Raw genomic sequence first — 22,466 nt, forward strand, 5'->3', positions numbered from 1 at the left:
CGCAGGGCGCCTCAGGCGACACGTCCGTGCACCTCAATCTTCGCCAGGCCTCTCGATCACGGGGCTTTCAAGCGTTTTGGACGGCATTGGCACGGTTCTCGCAACACCAACCGCACAGCCGCTCGGCGTGTCCGCACAAGCGGGCACCTGAAGGCGCAAAAAGGAGAATGATCATGCTGTATTGGGCACTTGTCTTCCTGGTTGTCGGCCTGGTTGCCGGCTTGCTTGGCGCCTCTGGCGTTGCCGCGATCGCGAGCCAGATTGCGTGGATACTGTTCGTCATCGGCATCGTGCTGTTGGTTATACACCTGGTAACCGGGCGCAAGCCGCCGGCGCCGTAAACGCTGCCGCCGGGGTCGCGAGACCCCGGCATTGCTCTGCGAGCGTCGAAGCAAACCCCTATTCACGGTTGAAACCTGGAGGTACCACGATGTCACTACTCGACTCAGCCACCGAAATGATTGAAAAACGGATGGAACAGCTGAATCACAAGATTGAAGCCGAACAAGCCGAGGCAGAGCGCAAAATGGCCGAAGCCGAAAGCGAGAAGGCGCGGGCAGACATGCAAACCGAGCTCAAGGAGCGCACCCGGCAGCTGCAGGAGCAGATCGATGACGCGGGACAAAAACTCGCCGACGCGAAATCTGCCAGCGAATCGCGCTTGCAGGAGATCATGGACAGCTTTAACGGGAAGTAAAGGGTGGTAGGACCAGGCGGATTCGAACCGCCGACCTCTACCATGTCAAGGTAGCGCTCTAACCAACTGAGCTATGGTCCTGTCGTGAGGGCCGCGATTATAAAGCTGACGCGCGGAATCCTCAACCAGTTTCGCCAGCTCGGTGCCGGCCACCGTCCGCGCGCTCTGTCTGCCACCGCCGCACCCGGCTACGCGACTGTGGCGCGGCAAAACCGAATGCGTATACACTCCACTGTCCAGTCATACAAATAACAGGACACTGGCATGTTTGATAACGAGCACCCGGCGCGGCGTGCGGCCCTGCTGTCGCGCGAGTACGTTCACAGCAAAAACAAGGCCGGATGGCTGGGCCTCTACGCTGAGGACGCGATCATCGAAGACCCTATCGGGGTCTCGCACATCGACCCCGCCGGCAAGGGGCATCGTGGGCCCGCGGCACGGGAAGCGTTTTGGGACAACTTCATCGCCCCCGTGGACATCCGCATCGAGATTCTTGAGTCCTTTGCCGCCGGCAGCGAGGTTGCCAACCTGGTCACCCTGACCATCACCATCGACGGCGGCGAAGGCAAAACCCTGCAGCAGAAGGTGCATGGTGTGTTCACCTATCACGTCGATGACGCCGGCAAACTGCTGTCGCTGCGTGGCTACTGGGAGACCGATGACCCGCGCAATGCGCTGATGGAGGTCGCGGCGGATGGTACCCTGACCACGGTCGCCTGAACGCTTCCCTCTCACGGGCGGGATGATATGCTTGAAGGCATAACAGGCGACTACACACTGGCGCGGCGGGGATCGGCATGGCAAGTGTTCAACAACTTCTCAGGGATATAGCGGCCGCGCCGGATGGTCCAGCCATTGCCGCCATATTCGATTTCGACGGCACGATCATCTCGGGCTATTCCGCGACCTCGTTCATTCGCGAACAGTTACGCCGTGGTGACCTGCAAACCCGGGAGCTGCTGGAACTGGCCCAGGCCATGACCAGCTTCGGACTGGGCAACCTCGGCTTTTCCGCCATGATGACCGTGACAACCCAGTTCCTGCGGGGCATCACCGAAGCCAGCTATGAAGATCTCGGGGAAACGCTCTACAACGACCAGCTCGCGCGACGCATCTACCCGGAATCACGCGCCCTGATCAATGCCCACCTGGCCAAGGGTCACACCGTTGCCGTGATTTCCTCGGCCACGCTATACCAGGTTGTGCCGGCCGCGCGCGACCTGGGCATTGAGCACGTCATGTGCACCGAGCTGGAAGTCGAGGACGGGCTGTTCACCGGCCAGGTAATCCGGCCCACCTGCTTCGGCCAGGGCAAGGTGGACGCGGCAGAACGCCTCGCGCGCGAGCAGGGCGCCGACCTCGACCAGAGCTTCTTTTACAGTGACAGCCACGACGACCTGCTGCTGCTGGAACGTGTGGGCCTGCCCAGGGTGCTGAACCCGAACACGCGTCTGCTGGGCATTGCCCGGGACCGGCACTGGCCCGTCGCGCGCTTCTCCAGCCGCGGCCGCCCCTCGCTGTCGCTCTACCTGCGTTCGGCGGCGGCAACCGTGAGCCTGGTGCCCACCTTTCTCGCCGGCCTGCCGGTCTATGCACTGACCCGATCGAAACGCCAGTCGCTGAACTTCTCCCTGTCACTGTTCGCGGACACTGCGAGCGCACTGATTGGATTGGACCTCAACGTCACCGGCAAGCAACACCTGTGGTCACACCGCCCGGCGGTGTTCATCTTCAACCACCAGAGCAAGGCGGATGTGGTGGTGATCGCCAGCCTGCTGCGGGCCGATATGGCGGGGGTGGGCAAAAAGGAAATTCGCGATATGCCGGTGATTGGCCGGGTGCTGGAAACCGCCGGCGTGGTGATGATTGATCGCGCCAACTCGGCGAGCGCCATCGAAGCCATGACACCGCTGGTTGAGGCGATGCGGAATGAAGGCAAGTCCGTGGTGCTGGCACCGGAGGGCACGCGCAGCGTGTCACCGCGCCTCGGGCCGTTCAAAAAGGGTGCGTTTCATCTCGCCATGCAGGCCGGCGTGCCGATCATCCCCATCGTCATCCGCAATGCCGGCGACGTCGCGCCGAAAGGCGATTTCGTGTTCCGACCCGCAACGGTGGATGTCGATGTGCTCGAACCGATCGACACCTCCAGCTGGACGGTGAGCGAGCTCAACGAGCGCATCCGCGAGGTGCGCAACCGCATGCTCAGCGTGCTTGGACAGCCGCTGGAACCTGCCGACAACGCGGTCAGCGGCAAAGCAAAGCGCCCGGCCAAAGCAAAAGCCAACGCCAACGCCAACGCCAACGCCAAAACCAAAACCAAAACCAAAACCAAAACCAAAACCAAAGCCAAAGCTGGCACGAAGACCTCCGCGCCGCAGAAAATCGCGACCGCAAAGAAAACCACTGCGCGCAAGAAGACCGCCGCCAATCCGGCGCCCAAGGCCTCGGCAGCGCGCAAGCGACCGGGTAAAGCAAGACCCAAGGCAAGGCCCAAGAGCCGGGCCGGCACGGTGCGCGATCAGTGACCCTGGAGGGTAAATTCGACCAGTGCCCGTGGCCTCCCGGCAGCGGACCGGTGCTGTTCCTGCTGGACACGAGCAACCGCTTTGAAGAGGCGCTACTGCAGCGCTGGCTTGACCAGCATACCGAGACGGGCAGCGGCCGCGACTGCGAGGTGCTCACCATCGACCTGGGTGACGACCGCCGGGGCATTGATACGCGCGCACTGAGTGAACGTCTTTCACTGCCAGGGGACGTGATCATTGCGCCCTTGCGGGTAGCCTGGACGCCACCGCTTGCCGCGATCAATTCGGGCCCCCAGCTGCGCGACCTGATTCTGGGCGATCCGCGACGCCCAAGCCCCCGGCGCGCCCGCCGCATCGCGGAAAAGGAGCCGGAGCGCATGCACCTGGTGTGCGGCGAGCCCGATTCGCTGGGCAACCTGCGGCAGCGCTACAACACCAAGTACGCCCAGGAAAGCGCGGCCGACAGTACGGCGTTTGGCACCTTTGTCGCACGGCAGGCCGCGGTGGTTCTGGATATCGCCGAGCGCCGCCTGCAGGGCGGCCGCTACAAGGTGCCGCGCTACGTAGCGGAAAGCCTGCGCGCCAACCGCAGCTACAACGAAGCGCTGGAAAAGCTGGCGCAAGAACAGGGTACGACCCGCGAGGCCCTGCTGAAACAGGCAGGGGCCTACATGGAGGAAATGATCTCCATCCCCAGCACCTTCTGGCTGGATGTCTGGGCGCGTTTCTGCAGCTTCTGCCTGCGGCTGGGCTATGAGCGGGAAATCGTCTGCGACCCGCAGGCCATCGAGGCCATGCGACAGACCGTGCGCGACCACCCCTCCCTGCTGCTCTGGACACATAAAACCTACCTCGACGGCATGGTCGTGCCCAAGGTTCTCTACGACAATGACTTCCCCATGCCGCACATGTTCGGCGGCGCCAATATCGCCTTCGCCGGAATGGGCTTCCTTATCCGCCGCTCGGGTGGCATCTTCATCAAGCGCAGCTTTGGCGACAACGCGCTGTACAAACTCACACTGCGCCATTACATCGGCTACCTGATGGAGAAGCGCTTTCCGATGAACTGGTCCTTCGAGGGCACGCGCTCACGCCTGGGCAAGCTCATGCCGCCGCGCTACGGCCTGCTCAAATATGCACTGGAAGCCTGCCACGCCACCGATGCGCGCGATATTCACATTATTCCCATTTCCATCAGCTATGACCTGATCCGCGATGTGGAGGAGTACGCCACCGAACAAACCGGGCGCGGCAAGGGGGCCGAGTCGCTGCGCTGGTTTATCGGCTATGTGCGCAGCCTGGCGCGGCCCATGGGCAAGATCTACATGGACATCGGCACCCCGGTGGTTCTGCCATCGGCGCCGGAACCGGATGACAGCCTCGCCCTGTCGAAAATCGCCTTTGAAGTGGCGGTCGAGGCCAATCGCGTCACACCCATTACCTTCCCCTCGCTGGTGACCATGAGCCTGCTGGGTGCAGCACCCAAGGCGCTGACCGAAGCGGAGGTGGTGGAAGACCTGCGGGCGCTGCTGGACTGGGCGGAGGCGCGCTCCCTGCGCATATCCGCGGATTTCGACCGCGGGTACGCGGAGCAGATGGACGGCCTGCTCGGCATCATGATCAACGAGGGGATTGTCTCCCGTTACGACGAGGGCCCCGAGGATGTCTACGCCATCGCGCTGGAACAACACCCTGTCGCGAGCTACTACCGAAACACCGTGATTCACTTCTTCGTCAACAAGGCGATTATTGAACTGGCGCTGGTAAAGTCCACAGAAGGCAAGGATGCGGACGCCCTCGCAACTTTCTGGGCGGAAGTGGATGAACTGCGGGACCTGTTCAAATTCGAGTTCTTCTACTCGCCTACGGCGGAATTCCACCAGGAGATCCGCGACGAGCTTGCCCGCTACCATCCCGACTGGGAATCACTGCCTGCCAACACGCCCGGCGGCTTTACGCAACTGCTGCTGGGCATGACGCCGGTGGTGGCTCACGTCACGCTGCTGACCTATGTCGAGGCCTACTCTGTGGTCTCCGACCTGGCGGCGCGTATGGGCGACGCGCCGCTGGACAGCCAGCAGTGTGTCACCGACGCCCTCACCCTGGGCCAGCAACTCTATCTGCAGCGCCGCATCAGCAGTGCTTCGTCAATAGGCAAGCTGTTGTTCCGCAACGGCTACCAGATGCTCGAGCACCGCAAACTCACCGGCGGCGACGACCCCGAGCTGGGGCCACGCAGGCAGGCACTGGCGAGACAGCTGCGTGCCTTGAAACGGCGCCTGGAGGTCATCCGCGCGCTGGGCCTGACGGGGCGCGACCGAAGCAAGGAATCCCTGCAATGAACAACCTGAAAGTCGGCCTGCTGGGCGGCGGCTCCTGGGGCACCACCGTGGCGGCGCTGGTGGCGCGCAATGCGCCCGCCATACTCTGGGCGCGCAACCCGGAAACGGTCAGGGAAATCAACGAGGAGCATAGCAACGCCACCTACCTGCCCGGTGCGAGGCTGCCCGAGAAACTGCAGGCGACCGCGGATATCGGCGAGGCGGTCGCCGGTGCGGATGTGATCGTGATGGGTATTCCATCGCAGAATTTTCGCAGCGTGCTGCAGGAAGTGCGCAGGCATATCCGACCCTGGGTACCGGTAATCAGCCTGACCAAGGGCCTGGAACTGGACACCCGCATGCGCATGACCGAGATCATCGCGGAAGTGCTGCCCGGCCACCCCGTGGGTGTGCTTACCGGGCCCAACCTGGCGCGGGAAATCATGGCCGGGCAGGCCGCGGCCAGCGTCATTGCCATGGAAGATGCCATTATCGTGCGCGAGCTGCAGTGCCTGTTTTCCAGCGGCCTGTTCCGTGTCTACACCAACACGGATGTGGTGGGCTGCGAATTGGGCGGCGTGCTGAAGAACATCATCGCCATCGCCGTCGGCATGGGCGACGGGCTGGGCGCCGGGGACAACACCCGCGCCGCGCTGATTACCCGCGGTCTCGCCGAGATCACGCGCCTGGGCTGTGCCATGGGCGGCAAGGCGGAGACGTTTTCCGGCCTTGCGGGCATGGGCGACATGATTGCCACCTGCACCAGCGCGCAGAGCCGCAACCGCCACGTCGGCATGGAGCTGGGCCGTGGCAAGACGCTGGAAACCATCGCGGCGGATATGTTCATGGTCGCTGAGGGCGCCAAGAGCGCCCCGGCCGTGATGGCGCTGGCGCAGCAGTATGGCGTCGAAATGCCCATAGCCAGTGACGTGTACAAGGTGCTGAGCGGCGAGACATCGGCGCAGCGTATCTTCCGCGGCCTGCTGCGGGTGACCGCAGGTGCAGAATCCGAGCCGGGCTGAAGGGCTTTTCACGACCGCCCCTTTTTCCGGGCCCGGCTCTGGTGCAGAATGGCGCCAACGCAACATGACGGAAGCCCCAATGAAGAACCTGCCACTGGCCCTTGTCCTGCTCGCGCTCGGCGCACTGACCACCCAGGCAGCCCATGCCGGCAAGTTCACGCATCTCAGCGGCAACCCCGACCTGCGCTCTGCCTCTGCGCTGGTTCTCGACGCCTCCGGCGAGGTCATCTACGGCAAGGATACCGACACCGTGCGGCCCATCGCCTCCATCACCAAATTGATGACCGCCATGGTGACGCTGGATGCACAGCTGGATCTCGACCAGGCCATTACCATCACCAAGGCGGATCGCGATGTGGTGCGCCAGACCGGCTCACGCCTTGACTACGGCGCAACCCTGAGCCGCAGGGACATGCTGTTGCTGGCGCTGATGTCATCGGAAAACCGGGCTGCCAGCGCCCTCGGAAGAACCTATCCCGGCGGCCTGGATGCCTTTGTGCAGGCGATGAACGACAAGGCGCAGCAGCTGGGCATGCGCAACAGCCGCTTCGCCGACCCCGCCGGACTGCACGGCGAGAACCTGTCCACTGCACGCGACCTGGCCATCATGGTGCGCGCTGCTGGCGAATACCCCCTGATCGCCGAGGCCAGCACCACACCCGGTATGGCCGTCTACCCCTTTGCCCGGCGCGGCCCCCTGAATTACAACAACACCAATCGCCTGCTGAAGAACCAGAACTGGCAGATCGGGCTCAGCAAGACGGGCTACCTCAACGAAGCCGGGCGCTGTCTTGTCATGCAGGCGACCATCGAGGGGGAGCCGGTGTCCATCGTGCTGTTGAACTCTTTCGGCAAGCTCACACCCTTCGGCGATTCCAACCGGCTGCGCCGCTGGCTGCTCGCCGGTCGCTAGGGCCCGCGACCTTGACCCGGCAAGTCCGGGCTTGAAATACTGGCGCGACGTTTGCCGCCCGCGAGGTTTGTCATGCTCAGTCGCCGTCAACTCCTGCTCGCCAGTGCCCTGCTCGCCGCGACACGGGGCGGCACGCTAAACGCCGCCGCGCCTGCGCCACGCGGCGCGCCCCTGCGGCGCCCCATACCCGGCTCCGGGGAAATGTTGCCCGTGATCGGTATGGGCACCTCACGCACCTTCGATGTCGACGCCGGAGCGGATGCGGCGCAACCCCTCATGGCGGTGCTGGAGGCATTTTTCGCCGGCGGTGGCCAGGTTATCGACTCGTCCCCCATGTACGGCAAGGCGGAACAGCGCGTGGGCGACCTGCTGCGCTCGATGCCGGAACCTCCCCCACTGTTTGCCGCAACGAAGGTCTGGACCGATGGTCGCGAAGCGGGTACTGCCCAGATGGAAGAATCCGCCAGGCGCATGGCCGTGGAGCGGTTCGACCTGATTGCCGTACACAATCTGGTGGACTGGCGCACCCAGCTGGACACCCTCAAGCGCTGGAAAGAGGAAGGCAAGGTCCGCTATATCGGGATCACCACGTCGCACGGTCGCGATCACGCCGAATTTCTGCAGGTCATGCGCGAGGAACCCCTGGATTTCGTGCAGTTCAGCTACAACATTGCCGACCGACGGGCGGAGGAAGTGCTACTGCCCACCGCTGCAGACCGTGGCATTGCCACCATGATCAACCGCCCCTACCAGCGCGGCGACCTGTTTGCGGCAACCCGCGGTGCCCCGCTGCCCGCTGTGGCAACAGAGCTGGGCTGCAGCAGCTGGGGCCAGTTTTTCCTTAAATTCATTCTCGGCCATCCCGCGGTGACCTGCGTGATACCGGCCACCTCCAGCCCCCGACACATGCAGGACAACATGCAGGCGGGCTTCGGCGCCCTGCCCGATACAGCGCAGCGAGAGGAAATGCTGCGGGTCTTTGCCGCGCTGCGAGCCAGCAGTTGACCCCCGCACGCCGCCCGCTGCAACGCCTGCTGTCACTGGCCTGTGAGGTAGAAACCAGAGAAGTCACGGCCACCCTTGCGTCTTTTGTCCTGATCCTGACACTGATGGCCGCATACTACCTGCTGCGCCCGGTCCGCGACGCAATGGCCAGCGACTGGAGCGATGCGGAAGTCAGCTGGCTGTGGACCCTCACCTTCATTTTCAGCACCGCAGCGGTTTCGCTGTATGGCGCCGCAGTTGCGCGTATCCGCCTGCAGTACCTGGTGCCCGGCGTCTACGGCTGTTTTGCCCTGAGCTTCGTACTCTTCTACCTCGCAGCCAGCGGTGACACGCGCAACACCCTGATCGACAAAGCGTTTTACGTCTGGGTCAGCGTGTTCAGCCTGTTTCATGTGTCCGTGTTCTGGAGCTTCATGTCCGACTGCTTCTCCCGCGGACAGTCCAAGCGGCTGTTCGGCTTCATCGGCGCCGGCGCGAGTATCGGTGCCCTCGGAGGGCCGGCCCTGGTCACGGTGCTGGCGGGCACACGCGGCGTAGAACCCTTGCTGCTGATCGCGGCGCTCATGCTGGTGCTCACGCTACCGGTGATCGCCCTGCTGCAACGGCAACAGCTCCAGGGCCTCGCGCAGGATTTTGTCAGCAGCGGCCGCGATGAACTCGCGACCATCGGCGGCAACCCCTTTGCCGGCTTTGCCGCATTTCGCGACAGCCGCTACCTGTGGGGCATCGCCCTGTTTCTGTTTCTCTACACCGCCATCAGCTCGTTTGTCTACTTCGAGCTGAAAAACCTGCTCGCGGACTACGACGAGGGCAGGCGCGCACAGATCTGGGCTGCCATGGACCTTGCGGTCAACACCCTCACGGTGTTGATCGCCGCCTTTGCCACTGGCCGCATGGCGAATCATCTGGGCCTGCCCTTCACCCTTGCCAGCGTGCCCGTCGCCATCTGTGGCGGGATGCTGCTGCTCGCAGCTGCCCCCGCGGTTGCCGTGGTGGTGGTCGTGCAGGTGGTCCGGCGTGCGGGCAACTATGCCATTTCGCGCCCCGCCCGGGAGATGCTGTTCACCGCGGTGGACCGCGAAACCCGCTTCAAGGCGAAACCGGTGATCGATATTGTGGTCTACCGGGGAGGCGACATGCTCAACGCCTGGGCGTTTACCGCGCTGACCCAGGGGCTGGGCCTGGGGATGGTGGCGATTGCGCTGATCGGCGCAGGCATCGCCGCCTGTTGGGGCCTGACGGGTATTTACCTGGGGCGCAGCTTCGAGCGTGAGTACAGCCCACGGTCCGGCGCACCAAATAGTTGAGCCAAACCGCACCGCGTGCACCCACCGGAGCGGCTGCCCCTAGCCCCGGTGCCCGCGAGGGCTATACTGCCTGCTACCAAGCGACTCTCGGAGGTCACCACCATGGCCACAGCGGCTGACTACAATCTCGGACCCAACACATTCCCCCGCGGCTGGTTTATCGTTGCGGAGAGCAAGGAACTGGATGCGGGGCCCATGGCCGTGCGCTTTTTCGGCCAGGATCTCGCGCTGTACCGTGGCGAAAGCGGCAAGCCCGTGCTGCTGGATGCCTACTGCGCGCACATGGGCACCCACCTGACCGCCAGCACCAGCGCCATGATCGTGAAGAATGGCGAGCAGATCGAGGGCGACTCCATTCGCTGCCCTTACCACGGCTGGCGCTACAGCTGTGACGGCGATGTGGACGACATTCCCTACTCCGACGGCCCCTACCCCAAATCAGCGTCAATTCGCTCCTACCCCGTGGTAGACAGCATGGGCTGCGTAATGGCCTGGTATGACCCGGACGGACGCGCACCCGACTACGACGCACCCCTGCTCAAGCAGTGGGATGACCCGCAGTGGGTACAGTGGGAGCTGGACCACCTGGGCGAGCTGGATATTCATCCGCAGGAAATCATCGACAACATGGCCGACTGCCGCCACCTGGGCCCCACCCACGGTGCGCCCTGCCAGTATTTCGAGAACGAGCTCCGGGACCAGGTGTACATCCAGCGCCAGGGCGGCCCGATGCAGCTTTACAACACCTACCTGTATACCACCACCTGGTACACCGGGCCGGGGGTGCTGTTGTCCAAACAGGTGTTCGGTGACGCCGTCATGTTCGAGCTGATCGCCAACACACCGGTAGACGATGGCAGGGTCAAGGCCTGGCACGCGGTGCTCTACCGCGGCTCCGAATCACCCGCCAGCGATGCCGACAAGGCCGCAGCCAAGCAATTCCAGGCCAACGCCCTGGAGGCCTTCGCCGCCGACTTCAATGTGTGGAAGTTCAAGCGCCCCGCACTGAAAATCATGCAGATGAAAACGGATGGTCCATTCAAGACCGGGCGCAAGTGGTACTCCCAGTTTTTCGCCACCCCCGAGCAGGCGGCAGAAATTCGCAAGGATGTGAACGGCACACACCACACGCAGGGCCTGATCACACCGAAGGAAGCGGGCCACTCGATCGACGACGGCCTGCCCTTCTAGCCCGTTCACGGCACGGAACCGGCACTCCCCCGGCGGGTCAAATCCCTCGCGGAAATCGGCTACACTGGCCGCCATACTGCGAGGGACCCGCCCATGAAACGACTGCTCATCCCGGCCGCCGCGGCCTGCCTGCTGACCGCCTGTGCCACCAGCCCGACGGGGCGCTCCCAGTTCATGCTGATTTCCCCCGAGTCAGCCATCGTGGAGTCGCGCACGGCCTATCTGAGCACGGTCTCCGACCTCGACAAGCAGAACAAGCTGTCCAGCGACAAGGCGCTGGCCAAGCGCGTTGCCGAAATTACCGGCAGGCTGGTCACCGTGGCGATGCAGGAATACCCACGTTCCGCAGACTGGGAGTGGAGCGTCGCGGTCATTGACGACCCGAAAACCGTCAACGCCTGGTGCATGGCGGGTGGCCGCATGGCGGTTTACACCGGCCTGTTTGAACAGCTCAAGCTGACCGATGCGGAATTCGCCCAGATCATGGGCCATGAAATCTCCCATGCACTGGCCAACCACACCGCCGAGCGCATGTCCCGAGCCATGGCGACCACGCTGGGTGTCGTCGCCGTCGGCGCCATGTCCGACCGGCCGGCAGTCGCGATGGGCGGGGCTGCCGTGGCTGCCAAGCTGGCGCTGGAGCTGCCCAACAGTCGCACCGCGGAGCTTGAAGCCGACCATCTGGGCATGGAAATCGCCGTGCGCGCCGGTTACGACCCTGATGCAGCGGTCACCCTGTGGGAGAAAATGGGGTCAGTGGGCGGCGGCGAACGGCCACCGGAGTTCCTCAGCACACACCCCGCCCCGGGCAACCGACAGGCCGCACTGGCCGCCATGGCGAACGAGGCGCGCCAGTTGAACCCGAGCGGCAGCAAGGCCAGGGTACAGCCGATCCAGGTCCTTACCGCCGACGCCCAGTAAGCGCTTCAGTCAGCAGCGCGCACATAGGTCGCTTCCATCAGCTCTTCGGCAAGCACTTCGCTCAGGTAACGTTCGGCGGCCGCACGCGTTGCGGCCGAGCGCGAGAACTGCCGATCAAAGAAGCTGCCCACCACGACCCGAGTGAGCATCTGCTGACGCAGCGGGTTCATCGCCTCCGGCAGAGGGTCCATCGTGCACAGCGCGGATTCCGCACCGTAATTGATGCCCATCTCGGGTGGCCCTATCAAGTCAAACCACGGTTCTTCTTCCGCCCCCGCCATTGAGCGTTGCACGATCCAGCAGCCTACCGCGTCCGGGTTGGAAAGCCAGCGCATGGCGGCCGCGGGGTCGGCGAAACCGGCATGGGAAGCACCGCGCAGCGTGACCAGCTCGCCATCGGGCACCTGCTCCGGTACCGGCCTGGCGTTGTCCTCCCAGGGCACAATGGCGTCGATATCACCCGCCAGCATCAGAAACGGCAACGGGTGATGGCGATAGAACACGTCGGTAAATACGAAGGTGGGGCCGGCAATCGACAAAGCCGCTGAAATACGGGGGTCGCGCATCTCCGGGTGGAAGGCCACCAGTGTCGAGGTCAGGCCACCCAGCGAAAGCCCGAGGGCGCCAATCCTCTCGGGGTCAACCTGCTGATACAGTGCATTGCCCGGCGTCTCGGATGCCGCCAGCAGCTCGTCGATCAGGAAGCGTACATCGGCGGGCTGGTTTACCACATCCTGCACGCGCGGACCGCCGGGGGCGCGCAGGTTGGTCAGCGGATAGGTAGGCGCAATAACGATGTAGCCGTGGCTCGCCAGGTACGCCGCCAGCGACTCTGCCTCCTGACGCGAGGAGGAAAATCCGTGACTGTAGACCAGCAGGGGATAAGGCGCCGACTCCCTGTTTTCGGGATACCACAGCGTGGTTTCCAGCCGGCGGTCGGCGGCGCCCGGATAGTCGCCATTGGCATCCGTGCGGCGCGAGGTGTCCACGTAGTCACGCTCCACCTTGACCACAGGCAGTGGGCCGGGCTGCAGCCGTGCAGCGCTTTCGGTGCCCGGCACGAAGGGCTCGGGCTGCTTGCCCGTGGCCAGTAGCCACAGCCCCCCGCCGACCAGCAGCGAGACTATCAGCAGGAATTTCAGCACGGTTTTCATCGGATCATCGGTACCTGTTGTCTGGCGAGAATGGAGCCGCTTTCAGAAAGCGGGAATGTCGGTCTGGCTGCGCCCGAGGATCAGCGCATGCACATCGTGCGTGCCCTCGTAGGTGTTTACGACCTCCAGGTTCACCATGTGGCGCATCACTGGATACTCGTCGGAGATGCCGTTGCCGCCGAGCATATCCCGCGCCTGGCGGGCGATGTGCAGGGCCTTGCCGCAGGAGTTCCGCTTGATCAGGGAGATGAGCTCCGGGGCAATCTGCCCCGCATCCAGCAGCTGGCCCGCACGGTAGCAGCCCTGCAGGCCGAGGCTGATCTCGGTCTGCATATCCGCCAGCTTGAGCTGCACCAGCTGCGTGGCGGCCAGCGGTCGACCAAACTGGGACCGCTCCAGAGTGTACTGCCGCGCGGTAAACCAGCAGGTCTCCGCCGCGCCGAGGGCGCCCCAGGCGATGCCGTAGCGGGCGTTGTTCAGGCAGCCAAAAGGCCCTTTCAGCCCTTCTACGCCGGGCAGCAGCTGTGCCTCGCTCACGAATACGTCCTGCAGCACGATCTGGCCGGTGACCGATGCCCGCAGTGCGAGCTTGCCCGCAATCGCCGGCGTACTCAGCCCCTCCATGCCGCGCTCGAGGATAAAACCGCGGATCTTGCCATCGTCGGTCTTGGCCCAGACCACAAACACATCCGCCACCGGGCTGTTGGTGATCCACATTTTCGCGCCATTGAGCAGGTAGCCGCCTTGCACACTGCGCGCCCGGGTGACCATGCTGCCCGGATCGGAGCCGTGGTCGGGCTCGGTCAGGCCGAAGCAGCCAATCCACTCGCCGCTCGCCAGCTTCGGCAGGTACGTCTCGCGCTGGGCCTCGGTGCCGTAGGCATGGATAGGGTACATGACCAGGGAAGACTGCACGCTCATCATGGAGCGGTAGCCCGAATCCACGCGCTCCACCTCCCGCGCAATCAGGCCGTAACTGATGTAGTCGACACCCGGGCAGCCGTAGCCGTCGATGGTGCTGCCCAGCAGGCCGAGCTCACCCATTTCACGGAAAATGGCCAGGTCGGTGTCTTCCTGCCGGAATGCCTGCCGCACGCGCGGCAACAGGCGCTCCTGGGCGTACTGCCGGGCGCTGTCGCGCACCATGCGTTGCTCGTCAGAGAGCTGCTGCTCCAGCAGGAACGGATCTTCCCAGTTGAGTCGCTGCCAGCGCTTTGCCTGTGCCATGGGACACCCCTTAAGCTGCTTGTGGGCGCCTACGATAGCAGCCCCGGGCACATCGACAAAGTGGCGCCTGCGCCGGCCGGAACCGGTTTCTCTGCAAGCGGCATGACGGAAGGGGATTCAGGTAGATTGGAAGGAGGGATGGATCAATGTGCAGGCGCGCCGCCCGGCGCGCCTGCACTGTCAGGCCTGCTCAGTCGAGGAAATCGACCTCGCCGGTGGCCACATCATACATGGCGCCGACCACGGTCAGCTTGCCCTGGTCAACCAGCCCTTTCAGGACCGGGCTGTCGCGGAGGATTTTCTCCACCGTCAGGGACACGTTTTTCTCAGCCACCTGATTGACCCACTCGGTATTGCTGGAGTCACGCGGGCCACTGGCCGTTGGCACCGCTTCCACCGCCTCGTGGATGTGTGCGAGGTTGCTGGTCAGGTTGCCCATTTCCACGCCGTCACAGGCGCCCTTCACCGCGCCACATGCCGTGTGGCCCAACACCACGATCGCCTTGGAGCCGGCAACGGCCGCCGCGAACTCCATGCTGCCCAGCAGTTCCGGCGTTACCACATTGCCGGCAATGCGCGGGCTGAAAATATCACCCAGACCCTGGTCAAACACCAGCTCCGGCGGTACGCGGGAGTCTATACAACCGAGCACAATGGAGTGTGGATACTGGCCGGCAGCCGTTGCATCCACTTGGCCGGGAAGGTCACGCTTGAGCATGTCGCCGGAGACGAAGCGCTCGTTGCCCGCTCGCAGCATGGCCACGGCGTCCGCCGGGGTCAGCGCCGCCTGGGTGACCGCGGTTTGCGTGACCGGCGCCTCCAGGGCGTAGGTAACAGGAGCAAACGCGCCAACGGCGGCAGCCATTGCCAGCGCCTGGGAAAATGTCTTCAGTGCTTTCATGGATCACTCCTTCCTGCAAAATTCGGTTGGCGTAGCGTAACGATTGCGCCACCTTCGATCTATTCGAATTTTAAGCGATTTTGGTTCACTTTTATCTGATGATGATCGCGCTCTACAGGGAGGTGTCATACTCAAGGGGGGTGACGTGGCGGTCAAATTCCTGCATTTCCTGCTCTTTCATAAGGGTGAACACGCGCTGGAACTCGGGGCCGAAGTACTCCGCAATAAACCCTGAACTGCGAAAACGCTCCACCGCGTCCGGCCAGTGCCGAGGCAGCGTCCGCGGTACCTGGTCATACGCATTGCCTGCCACGGGCGGCGGTGGCTGCAGCGCGTGCTCCAGCCCATGCAGCATACCGGCGAGTATCGCAGCGACGACCAGATGGGGGTGCGCATCTGCACCGGCAAGGCGATGCTCAATGCGCGTGGCAGCGGGCTGATCCGCTGGCACCCGCACAGACACCGTGCGGTTCTCATAACCCCAGCAGGGCGCCTCGGGCGCATGGGTCCCGCGGCGGAAGCGACGATAGGAGTTCAGGTGCGGCGCGAACAACAGCATGCAGTCCTCCATGCTGGCCAGGCAGCCCGCTATCGCCTGCCGCAACAGAGGGGTGCCGGCAACCGTACCATCGTCGAACACATTGTTGCCCGCCGTATCCAGCACACTGCAATGTACATGCATGCCGTTGCCGGCAAGATCGCCGAAGGGTTTCGCCATGAAGGTTGCGCGCAGGTCATGGCTGCGGGCCACACCGCGGATGAGGCGCTGCAGCATCACCGCCTGATCACAGGCACGCAGGGCGTCTGCACAGTGCAGCAGGTTGATTTCGTACTGTGAGGGCGCCCCCTCCTTGATCAGTGTATCCACCGGCAGTTGCTGCACCTTGCAGGCATCCCGTATGGCGTGCATCAGCGGCGCCATGTCCGCCATGGTGTCCAGGCCATAGGTCTGGCCCGCGTGCAGCTGGCCGCCCACCCGATCCGACTGCGTATGCCGCGGCCGCCCGAGGCTGTCGCACTCGGGACCCAGCAGGTAAAACTCCATTTCAGTCGCCAACACCGGCGTCAACCCTCGCTGCGCGAAACGCTGCAGGATATTGCGCAGAATGAACCGGGCATCCAGGGCACCCGGGCTGCCATCGGCCTCGCGCATGGACATCAGCACCTGGCCCGTGGGCCGTGCCATCCAGGGCACGCGTGCCAGCGTGCTGACATCCGCCTCGCAGAAGCCGTCGCCATCACCGCCCACAGCAATCCAGGCCTCGATATCACGCCCCCAGGCATCGAAGGCCACGGAGCTGGCAGGCAGTTTCAATTCACCGGCGACAACCTTGTGGATCTTGTCCCGGTTTATCCACTTGCCGCGCATGCCACCGCCGAGATCCGGCAGCATGACTTCAAACACTTCAATGTCCGGATTGCCCTGCAGAAAGTCCTGCAGGTACTGCTGCGAATTGTCCATCGGTTTGGTCTTCCTGTGTACTACACCCCGGGCCGCCACCGGCCTGGCCCGGCCGGTGTCCCCGGCAAAAACACCGGGAGGGGGTAGTGGATTCGCGGTGGCCCTGTGCCACACTGGGCCTACTCTACATTAAACTACGCTCCACGCCTGCGCGGCCATACCGGGCCCGGGCAGAGACACAGGACAGCTGGCATGCACAACGACGCTCTCAATCTGAAAGACCTCGACCGTTCGCACCACTTCCACCCGTTTACCGATCTGCGTGACTACGCGGCAAGCGGTGGACGCATCGTCAACCGCGCCGAGCACATCTACATTTATGACACCGACGGCAACAAGCTGCTGGATGGCATGTCCGGCCTCTGGTGCTGCAACCTGGGCTACAGCCAGCACCAGATTGTGGAGGCCATCTACCGGCAGCTGCAGGAGCTGCCCTTCTACAACAACTTTTTCCGCTGCTCCAACCAGCCCGCGGTTGAACTGGCCAGAGCCCTGATCGAGATCACACCGGAGCGCTTCAACCACGTCTTTTTCACCAACTCCGGCTCGGAGGCCAACGACACCAACATCCGCCTGGTGCACCGCTACTACGACCTGCTCGGCAAACCGAACAAAAAACACTTCATCAGCCGCAAGAACGCCTACCACGGCTCCACCATCGCCGCCGGCTCCCTGGGCGGGATGAACGCCATGCACCAGCAGGTCTGGGGCCTGAACTACGTCCATCACATCAACCAGCCGCACTGGTTCACCGAGGGCGGCGACCTGTCGCCGGACGAGTTCGGCATCAAGGTGGCGCGCGAGCTGGAAGCGAAAATCGACGAACTCGGTGAAGAGAATGTCGCAGCCTTCATTGCCGAACCGGTGCAGGGCGCCGGGGGCGTGATTGTGCCGCCTGATACCTACTGGCCCGAAATCCAGCGCATCTGCGACGAGCGCGACATTCTGCTGATCGCCGACGAAGTGATCTGTGGCTTTGGCCGCACCGGGCAATGGTTCGGCAGCGACACCTACGGCATTCGACCGCATCTGATGACCTTCGCCAAGGCCATCACCAATGGCTATATCCCGCTGGGCGGCGTCATGATCAGCGACCAGATTGCCGATGTGCTGCTGGCGCATGGTGGCGAATTCACCCATGGGCTTACCTACTCCGGCCACCCGGCATCCTGCGCCGCGGGCATTGCCACCCTGCGTACACTGCGTGAAACCAACATCATCCAGACGGCAGCGGAACAGATCGCCCCGCACTTCCAGAGCCAGCTACAGACCCTGCAGAGTCATCCCATCGTCGGCCAGGTGCGAGGCCGGGGCATGTTCGCCGCTGTGGAACTGGTGCGCGACAAACACTCCCGGGAACGCCTGGCACCCGACAGCCAAGCTGCCGTGTACTGCCGCGACCGGGCCAACAGCAACGGCCTCATGGTGCGCCAGACAGGCGACGCCATGATCATGGCGCCGCCACTGGTCAGTCAGCGGGCGGAGATCGACACGCTGGTGGAAAAGCTGCTGCAGGCACTGGACGAAACCGCAGCGCACTACGGCGTGAAGTAGGCGCAGGCCCTAAGGGCACCGCCTGTCGCGCGGGCGGGACCCAGACGAACCGGTCCCGGGCGGCAGATGTCCGCGGCAGGCCTAACTATTCAGCCTGCCCCGTGGTGACCCCCGCCGGCACGCCGCTTAGACTGCGGCGTAACGACAATAAACCCGGGGAGGGCAACATGAGCACAGAACGCCAGAAACTGAACAAGACCACCATGGGCATCAAGGAAGGGCTCCCACTGGAAGCCACAGGCACCGATATCGAGGGCCTGCGCCGGAATATTCAACAGCTCATGGATCTGGAAGCCATCAAGCAGCTCAAGCACGCCTACTTCCGCTGCATCGACACCGCGAACCTGGAAGAACTGGCACAGCTGTTCCACAAAGATGTTGAGGTGCACTTCAAGGGCGGCACCTACGAGTGGAAGGTGAACGGCCGCGATGATTACCTGGCCAACATCGGCGGCGCCTTCAATGCGGGCACCATCGGACACCACAACGGCCACCAGCCTGAAATCCAGATTCTCAGCGCCAGCGAAGCGACCGGCATCTGGTATCTTGCAGACCACATGTGGCAGCTGGAATACAAGTCATTGACCACCGGCACCGCACTGTATTGGGATCGCTACGTCAAGGAGGACGGCCGCTGGCTGATCCGCGAGACCCGCTACGAGCGTCTCTACGAAATCAACGAACCGCTGGCTGCCGCTCCCAGCCTGAGTTCCCACTACCTGGGCGTGCACGGCAGCAAGCCGAGCCACTGACAGCAGGCTGATCCGGCGGCCGGGGAGCAGCGTAACAAGGCACCCATCACGTGGGACCACCCGCATGAGTAACCCCGTCGCCGACAGTCCGACAGCACCGTTACCCTTCGCCCGCCAGCTCACCGAGAAGGCGTGGTTCAATGCCCTGTGGTTTCAGACCACCTGGTTTTGTGCGGTGCTCGGCCAGGATACCCTGCTGGCCGTCACCCTGGGGTTGATCGGACTGCATTTTGCCCTGGTGCCACTGCGAGGCCGCGAGCTCCGCCAGCTCTTTCTGCTGGGCGGCATTGGCATGGCGGTGGATGCCAGCCTCAGCGCACTGGGTGTGTTCCGCTTCACTGACGGTGTCCTCCTGCCCCTCTGGCTTTGTGGGCTGTGGCTGGCATTCGCCACTACGCTGGGTCGCAGCCTCGTGTTCTTCGCCAGCCGTCCATGGCTGACAGCCGCGGCCGGCGCACTCGTGCTTCCGTTCAATTACTATGCGGGCAGCCAGCTCGGGGCCGTGGAATTCGGCTGGCCGCTGTGGCAGAGCCTGCTCATGATGAGCGCCATCTGGTCGCTTACCCTGCCCGCGCTATACTACCTGCAGCAACGTCTCTTTCAGGCCAAGGAGTAACAGACCCATGAAACGCCTGTGCACGAGCCTTCTCTTCAGCCTTGCCTGCGCCCTCGCTCTACCGGCTGCGGTGTCTGCCAGCGACACTCCGCAACCCGGCAATCTGCAGCTGGTGGGCGAAGCGCGCCTCAACGTCATGTTCTGGTCGGTCTACGACTCCAGGCTGTACACCGCCAATGGCCGCTACGAGCCCGACCAGCGGCCATTGCGCCTGGAGATCCAGTATCTGCGTGACTTCGAGGCCAGGGCCCTGGTACAGCGTACCGGCGAAGAGTGGGATCACCTGCAACTGTCACATGAGCGCCGCGAGCAGTGGCTGCAACAGCTCGCCACACTGTGGCCGGATGTGGGCAAGAACGATGTGATAGCGCTGGAAATCGATGTCGATAACCGCAGCACGTTCTTTTTCAACAACGAAAAACTGGGCGTCATTGACGATGCTGACTTCGGGGAGCACTTCGTTGCCATCTGGCTCTCGCCCGATACCAGTCGCCCGGCCCTGCGCGAGGCCCTGATCGGCAGCCTTTAGGGTGGGCTCGCACCCAGTACCGGCAGGCGTTGTGCCAGCCCCTGCAACACAGCCTCCAGCGGCCCACGGTTGGCTTCAATGAGGGCCAGGGCACAAGCGCCCGTCCGCCGCCGCAGGTCGCTGTCGGCCAGCAGGGCCTGCACGGCGCTGGCCAGGCTGTTGGCGCCTGTCACTGGCACCAGGCCACCGGCCTCATCCAGCGCGGCGTAGATCGCTTCGAAGTTGAATACGTGGGGGCCTGCCAGCACCGGAAGGCCCCAGGCCGCCGGTTCAAGCGGGTTGTGCCCACCGCGCTGAATCAGCGACCCTGCCACAAAGGCAATATCCGCCGCGCCATAAAGCAGCAGCAACTCACCCATCGTGTCACCCAGATACACCTGGGTGCCGGGCGCCAGCGCGTCATCTCCGCCTGCGGAGCGCCGGACCAGCGCAAAGCCACCGGCCTGTATCCGCTGGGCAACAGCCTCGAAACGTTCCGGGTGACGCGGCACCAGCATGAGCAGGGCCTCGGGCCAGCGCTCCAGTACCCGCCGGTGCGCGGCGAGAATCTGCTCGTCCTCCCCGTCGTGGGTACTGGCCGCTATCCACACCGGACGGGATTCGCCCAGCTGACGACGCAAGCGCTCCGCCGACGCGCGCGATACACTGTCGACCACCACATCGAACTTGATACTGCCGGTCACCGACACCCGCTCGCCGGAAGCGCCGATTTCCCGAAAACGCCGCGCATCGTCCGCACCCTGCGCGGCAATCCAGGCAAGCTGCGCTACCATGGGGTGGACCAGTCCGGCGATACGCCGGTAACCGCGGGCCGAGCGCTCCGACAGTCTGGCATTCACCAGCGCCACGGGAATTCCGCGCTCCTCTGTCAGGGCCACCATGTTCGGCCACAGCTCGGTTTCCATGATGATCAGGGCGGCTGGGCGCGCCCTGTCCAGGAAGCGTGACACCGCGCCCGGCGTGTCATACGGGGAAAACGCATACCGTATGCGGTCACCGAACAGGGCGCGGGCCCGCGCCGAGCCGGTGGCTGTCATGGCGGTCATGAGGATGCGGCAACCGGGGTGGCGCCGCAGCAGGGCATCCACCAGGGGCGCGGCGGCGATGGTCTCGCCCACGGACACCGCGTGTACCCAGATGACGGGGCCGGAGGACGGGGCCACCCAACCGAGACGCTCACGCCAGTTGCCGCGCAGGGTGGCATTACCCCGGCTTGCCCACCACAGCTGCAGCAACACGAGGGGCAGTGCAAGGCGAAACACAAAAGAGTACAGCGCGCGCAGCATGGCGATTCCGGAACACAGGACAGCCCGCATTCTACCCAATGCCCGCGCCCGCTGCCGCAGAACTATTCCCGCCTGACCCTGCAGGGCTGTTAAACTTCGGGCTCCGTTCGATGAATGAGAGTGTGCCACCCGGTGAGCACCCCACGGCAACGCATCCGCGACACGCGCTACGGCAGTTACCTGCACCCCCGCTGGTGGCCGACCTGGTTGTTGATCGGGCTGATGTGGCTGCTGTCACGGCTGCCGCTGCGGGCGCAGTGGTGGCTCGGCAAAGGCGTGGGAGAACTGGCCTACCGGGCCCTCCCGCGCCGCAGGCACATCGCCGAAGTCAACATTCGCCTGTGCTTTCCGGAACTGAGTGCGGAAGAGCAGGCGAGCCTGGTACGGCGTGCCTTTCATTCCAATGGCATCGGCATTCTGGAGATCGGCCTCGCCTGGTTTCGTGACCCGGCCGCGTTCCTGCCGCAGACACGGGTGCACGGCCTGGAGCACGTTGAACGGGCGCTGGCTCAGGGCAAAGGCATTCTGGCACTCGGTGGGCATTACAGTTCGCTGGATCTGTGCGGCACCCTGGTGACCGAATTTGTCGAAGCAGACGTCATGCAGCGCGACCACAACAATGCCCTGCTCAATGCCGTGATGACCCGCGCCCGTGAGCGCCGCTACGGGGTGGCGCTATCGGCCAAGGACCTGCGTGGCCTGTTGCGGCAGCTGCGGGCAAACCGCACGATATGGTACGCAACCGACCAGGATTATGGCCGCAAGGGCATCGTGTTCGCACCTTTCTTTGGCGTCGAAACCGCTTCCATTACGGCGACCTCTCGCATTGCGGAGCGCAGCGGCTGCGCGGTCATGCCCTTCAGCCACTTTCGCCGCAGCGACGGTGTGCCGGGCTACGACATCTACTTCCACCCACCGCTGGAGCACTTTCCCTCCGGTGACGACGAGGCCGATGCAAGGCTGGTCAACGCCACCATCGAACGCGAGGTGCGCCGCCATCCGGAGCAGTACCTGTGGATGCACAGACGCTTCAAGACCCGCCCCAGCCCCCGGGATGCCGACCCCTACCGCAGGGAGCGTTAG

At 63.9% G+C, this 22,466-nt stretch carries 21 protein-coding genes and 1 tRNA gene; 16 read left to right on the forward strand and 6 right to left on the reverse strand.

Features of this window, described 5'->3' with window-relative positions; all coding sequences use genetic code 11:
* Window positions 1–173 precede the first annotated feature (173 nt).
* Complete coding sequence (locus R3E49_RS01165) at window positions 174–341, forward strand: DUF1328 domain-containing protein (RefSeq protein ID WP_371293374.1); 168 nt, start codon at window positions 174–176, stop codon at window positions 339–341.
* Between the two features lie 89 nt (window positions 342–430).
* A complete protein-coding gene (locus R3E49_RS01170; RefSeq protein ID WP_371293375.1) occupies window positions 431–697 on the forward strand; it encodes a hypothetical protein in 267 nt (88 codons plus the stop codon).
* A gap of 4 nt (window positions 698–701) precedes the next feature.
* Here R3E49_RS01170 and R3E49_RS01175 read toward each other — a convergent pair.
* Window positions 702–778 (reverse strand) — tRNA-Val (locus R3E49_RS01175).
* Window positions 779–961: 183 nt separating this feature from the next.
* Between R3E49_RS01175 and R3E49_RS01180 the strand changes: the two genes are divergently transcribed.
* The 9 genes from R3E49_RS01180 (at window position 962) to R3E49_RS01220 (ending at window position 11,902) form a co-directional block, all read left to right on the forward strand.
* Entirely contained in the window at window positions 962–1,417 is a 456-nt protein-coding gene (locus R3E49_RS01180) for a nuclear transport factor 2 family protein (RefSeq protein ID WP_371293376.1), read from the forward strand.
* A 77-nt stretch (window positions 1,418–1,494) separates the two neighbouring features.
* A complete protein-coding gene (locus R3E49_RS01185; protein ID WP_371293377.1) occupies window positions 1,495–3,222 on the forward strand; it encodes an HAD-IB family hydrolase in 1,728 nt (575 codons plus the stop codon).
* A complete protein-coding gene (locus tag R3E49_RS01190) occupies window positions 3,219–5,564 on the forward strand; it encodes a glycerol-3-phosphate 1-O-acyltransferase (RefSeq protein ID WP_371293378.1) in 2,346 nt (781 codons plus the stop codon). The genes R3E49_RS01185 and R3E49_RS01190 overlap by 4 nt, the downstream gene beginning before the upstream one ends.
* Window positions 5,561–6,565 carry an NAD(P)H-dependent glycerol-3-phosphate dehydrogenase gene (locus R3E49_RS01195; RefSeq protein ID WP_290745555.1) on the forward strand — a complete coding sequence of 335 codons (1,005 nt, stop codon included), beginning with the start codon at window positions 5,561–5,563 and terminating at the stop codon, window positions 6,563–6,565. The genes R3E49_RS01190 and R3E49_RS01195 overlap by 4 nt, the downstream gene beginning before the upstream one ends.
* Before the next feature lie 79 nt (window positions 6,566–6,644).
* Window positions 6,645–7,478 (forward strand): D-alanyl-D-alanine endopeptidase, encoded by an 834-nt coding sequence (gene pbpG, locus R3E49_RS01200; protein WP_371293379.1) that lies wholly within the window; start codon window positions 6,645–6,647, stop codon window positions 7,476–7,478.
* Window positions 7,479–7,550: 72 nt separating this feature from the next.
* On the forward strand, window positions 7,551–8,483 hold the full coding sequence (locus tag R3E49_RS01205; protein WP_371293380.1) for an aldo/keto reductase: 933 nt from the start codon (window positions 7,551–7,553) through the stop codon (window positions 8,481–8,483).
* Complete coding sequence (locus R3E49_RS01210; protein WP_371293381.1) at window positions 8,480–9,790, forward strand: NTP/NDP exchange transporter; 1,311 nt, start codon at window positions 8,480–8,482, stop codon at window positions 9,788–9,790. The genes R3E49_RS01205 and R3E49_RS01210 overlap by 4 nt, the downstream gene beginning before the upstream one ends.
* A gap of 102 nt (window positions 9,791–9,892) precedes the next feature.
* Window positions 9,893–10,981, forward strand: a complete 1,089-nt coding sequence (locus R3E49_RS01215) for a Rieske 2Fe-2S domain-containing protein (RefSeq protein ID WP_371293382.1) — start codon at window positions 9,893–9,895, stop codon at window positions 10,979–10,981.
* A 93-nt stretch (window positions 10,982–11,074) separates the two neighbouring features.
* Entirely contained in the window at window positions 11,075–11,902 is an 828-nt protein-coding gene (locus tag R3E49_RS01220) for a M48 family metallopeptidase (protein WP_290745570.1), read from the forward strand.
* A gap of 5 nt (window positions 11,903–11,907) precedes the next feature.
* Here the strand turns inward: R3E49_RS01220 and R3E49_RS01225 are convergent, their stop codons facing one another.
* From R3E49_RS01225 to R3E49_RS01240, 4 genes are all read right to left on the reverse strand, one after another.
* Entirely contained in the window at window positions 11,908–13,056 is a 1,149-nt protein-coding gene (locus tag R3E49_RS01225) for an alpha/beta hydrolase family protein (protein WP_371293383.1), read from the reverse strand.
* Between the two features lie 42 nt (window positions 13,057–13,098).
* Window positions 13,099–14,283, reverse strand: coding sequence for an acyl-CoA dehydrogenase (locus R3E49_RS01230; RefSeq protein WP_371293384.1), 1,185 nt, complete (start codon window positions 14,281–14,283; stop codon window positions 13,099–13,101).
* Between the two features lie 190 nt (window positions 14,284–14,473).
* Window positions 14,474–15,184, reverse strand: coding sequence for a carbonic anhydrase family protein (locus R3E49_RS01235; RefSeq protein WP_371293385.1), 711 nt, complete (start codon window positions 15,182–15,184; stop codon window positions 14,474–14,476).
* Window positions 15,185–15,296: 112 nt separating this feature from the next.
* Window positions 15,297–16,646: a glutamine synthetase family protein gene (locus R3E49_RS01240; protein ID WP_371293386.1), complete on the reverse strand. Its 1,350-nt coding sequence runs from the start codon at window positions 16,644–16,646 to the stop codon at window positions 15,297–15,299.
* 192 nt (window positions 16,647–16,838) lie between these two features.
* Between R3E49_RS01240 and R3E49_RS01245 the strand changes: the two genes are divergently transcribed.
* The 4 genes from R3E49_RS01245 to R3E49_RS01260 all read left to right on the forward strand — a co-directional run bounded on the left by R3E49_RS01245 (window position 16,839) and on the right by R3E49_RS01260 (window position 20,097).
* Window positions 16,839–18,200, forward strand: a complete 1,362-nt coding sequence (locus R3E49_RS01245) for an aminotransferase (RefSeq protein ID WP_371293387.1) — start codon at window positions 16,839–16,841, stop codon at window positions 18,198–18,200.
* Window positions 18,201–18,367: 167 nt separating this feature from the next.
* Window positions 18,368–18,952, forward strand: coding sequence for a nuclear transport factor 2 family protein (locus R3E49_RS01250; RefSeq protein WP_371293388.1), 585 nt, complete (start codon window positions 18,368–18,370; stop codon window positions 18,950–18,952).
* 64 nt (window positions 18,953–19,016) lie between these two features.
* Complete coding sequence (locus tag R3E49_RS01255) at window positions 19,017–19,568, forward strand: DUF2878 domain-containing protein (RefSeq protein ID WP_290745588.1); 552 nt, start codon at window positions 19,017–19,019, stop codon at window positions 19,566–19,568.
* A 7-nt stretch (window positions 19,569–19,575) separates the two neighbouring features.
* Entirely contained in the window at window positions 19,576–20,097 is a 522-nt protein-coding gene (locus R3E49_RS01260) for a chalcone isomerase family protein (protein WP_290745590.1), read from the forward strand.
* Here R3E49_RS01260 and waaA read toward each other — a convergent pair.
* On the reverse strand, window positions 20,094–21,383 hold the full coding sequence (waaA, locus tag R3E49_RS01265) for a lipid IV(A) 3-deoxy-D-manno-octulosonic acid transferase (protein WP_371293389.1): 1,290 nt from the start codon (window positions 21,381–21,383) through the stop codon (window positions 20,094–20,096). The two genes, R3E49_RS01260 and waaA, sit on opposite strands and share 4 nt — an antisense overlap.
* 132 nt (window positions 21,384–21,515) lie before the next feature.
* Between waaA and lpxL the strand changes: the two genes are divergently transcribed.
* The gene (lpxL, locus tag R3E49_RS01270) at window positions 21,516–22,466 is read left to right on the forward strand and encodes an LpxL/LpxP family Kdo(2)-lipid IV(A) lauroyl/palmitoleoyl acyltransferase (protein ID WP_290745594.1); all 951 of its coding nucleotides are present in this window, start codon (window positions 21,516–21,518) and stop codon (window positions 22,464–22,466) included.

Source organism: Haliea sp. (assembly GCF_041395985.1).
Classification (GTDB): Bacteria; Pseudomonadota; Gammaproteobacteria; order Pseudomonadales; family Halieaceae; genus Haliea.

Coding starts and splice junctions, on each gene's coding strand:
- R3E49_RS01245 (WP_371293387.1), top strand. CDS start 16,839: ATGCACAACGACGCTCTCAATCTGAAAGACCTCGACCGTTCGCACCAC.
- pbpG (WP_371293379.1), top strand. CDS start 6,645: ATGAAGAACCTGCCACTGGCCCTTGTCCTGCTCGCGCTCGGCGCACTG.
- R3E49_RS01260 (WP_290745590.1), top strand. CDS start 19,576: ATGAAACGCCTGTGCACGAGCCTTCTCTTCAGCCTTGCCTGCGCCCTC.
- waaA (WP_371293389.1), bottom strand. CDS start 21,383: ATGCTGCGCGCGCTGTACTCTTTTGTGTTTCGCCTTGCACTGCCCCTC.
- R3E49_RS01250 (WP_371293388.1), top strand. CDS start 18,368: ATGAGCACAGAACGCCAGAAACTGAACAAGACCACCATGGGCATCAAG.
- R3E49_RS01215 (WP_371293382.1), top strand. CDS start 9,893: ATGGCCACAGCGGCTGACTACAATCTCGGACCCAACACATTCCCCCGC.
- R3E49_RS01205 (WP_371293380.1), top strand. CDS start 7,551: ATGCTCAGTCGCCGTCAACTCCTGCTCGCCAGTGCCCTGCTCGCCGCG.
- R3E49_RS01240 (WP_371293386.1), bottom strand. CDS start 16,646: ATGGACAATTCGCAGCAGTACCTGCAGGACTTTCTGCAGGGCAATCCG.
- R3E49_RS01165 (WP_371293374.1), top strand. CDS start 174: ATGCTGTATTGGGCACTTGTCTTCCTGGTTGTCGGCCTGGTTGCCGGC.
- R3E49_RS01180 (WP_371293376.1), top strand. CDS start 962: ATGTTTGATAACGAGCACCCGGCGCGGCGTGCGGCCCTGCTGTCGCGC.
- R3E49_RS01225 (WP_371293383.1), bottom strand. CDS start 13,056: ATGAAAACCGTGCTGAAATTCCTGCTGATAGTCTCGCTGCTGGTCGGC.
- R3E49_RS01220 (WP_290745570.1), top strand. CDS start 11,075: ATGAAACGACTGCTCATCCCGGCCGCCGCGGCCTGCCTGCTGACCGCC.
- R3E49_RS01185 (WP_371293377.1), top strand. CDS start 1,495: ATGGCAAGTGTTCAACAACTTCTCAGGGATATAGCGGCCGCGCCGGAT.
- R3E49_RS01235 (WP_371293385.1), bottom strand. CDS start 15,184: ATGAAAGCACTGAAGACATTTTCCCAGGCGCTGGCAATGGCTGCCGCC.
- R3E49_RS01195 (WP_290745555.1), top strand. CDS start 5,561: ATGAACAACCTGAAAGTCGGCCTGCTGGGCGGCGGCTCCTGGGGCACC.
- R3E49_RS01255 (WP_290745588.1), top strand. CDS start 19,017: ATGAGTAACCCCGTCGCCGACAGTCCGACAGCACCGTTACCCTTCGCC.
- R3E49_RS01170 (WP_371293375.1), top strand. CDS start 431: ATGTCACTACTCGACTCAGCCACCGAAATGATTGAAAAACGGATGGAA.
- R3E49_RS01230 (WP_371293384.1), bottom strand. CDS start 14,283: ATGGCACAGGCAAAGCGCTGGCAGCGACTCAACTGGGAAGATCCGTTC.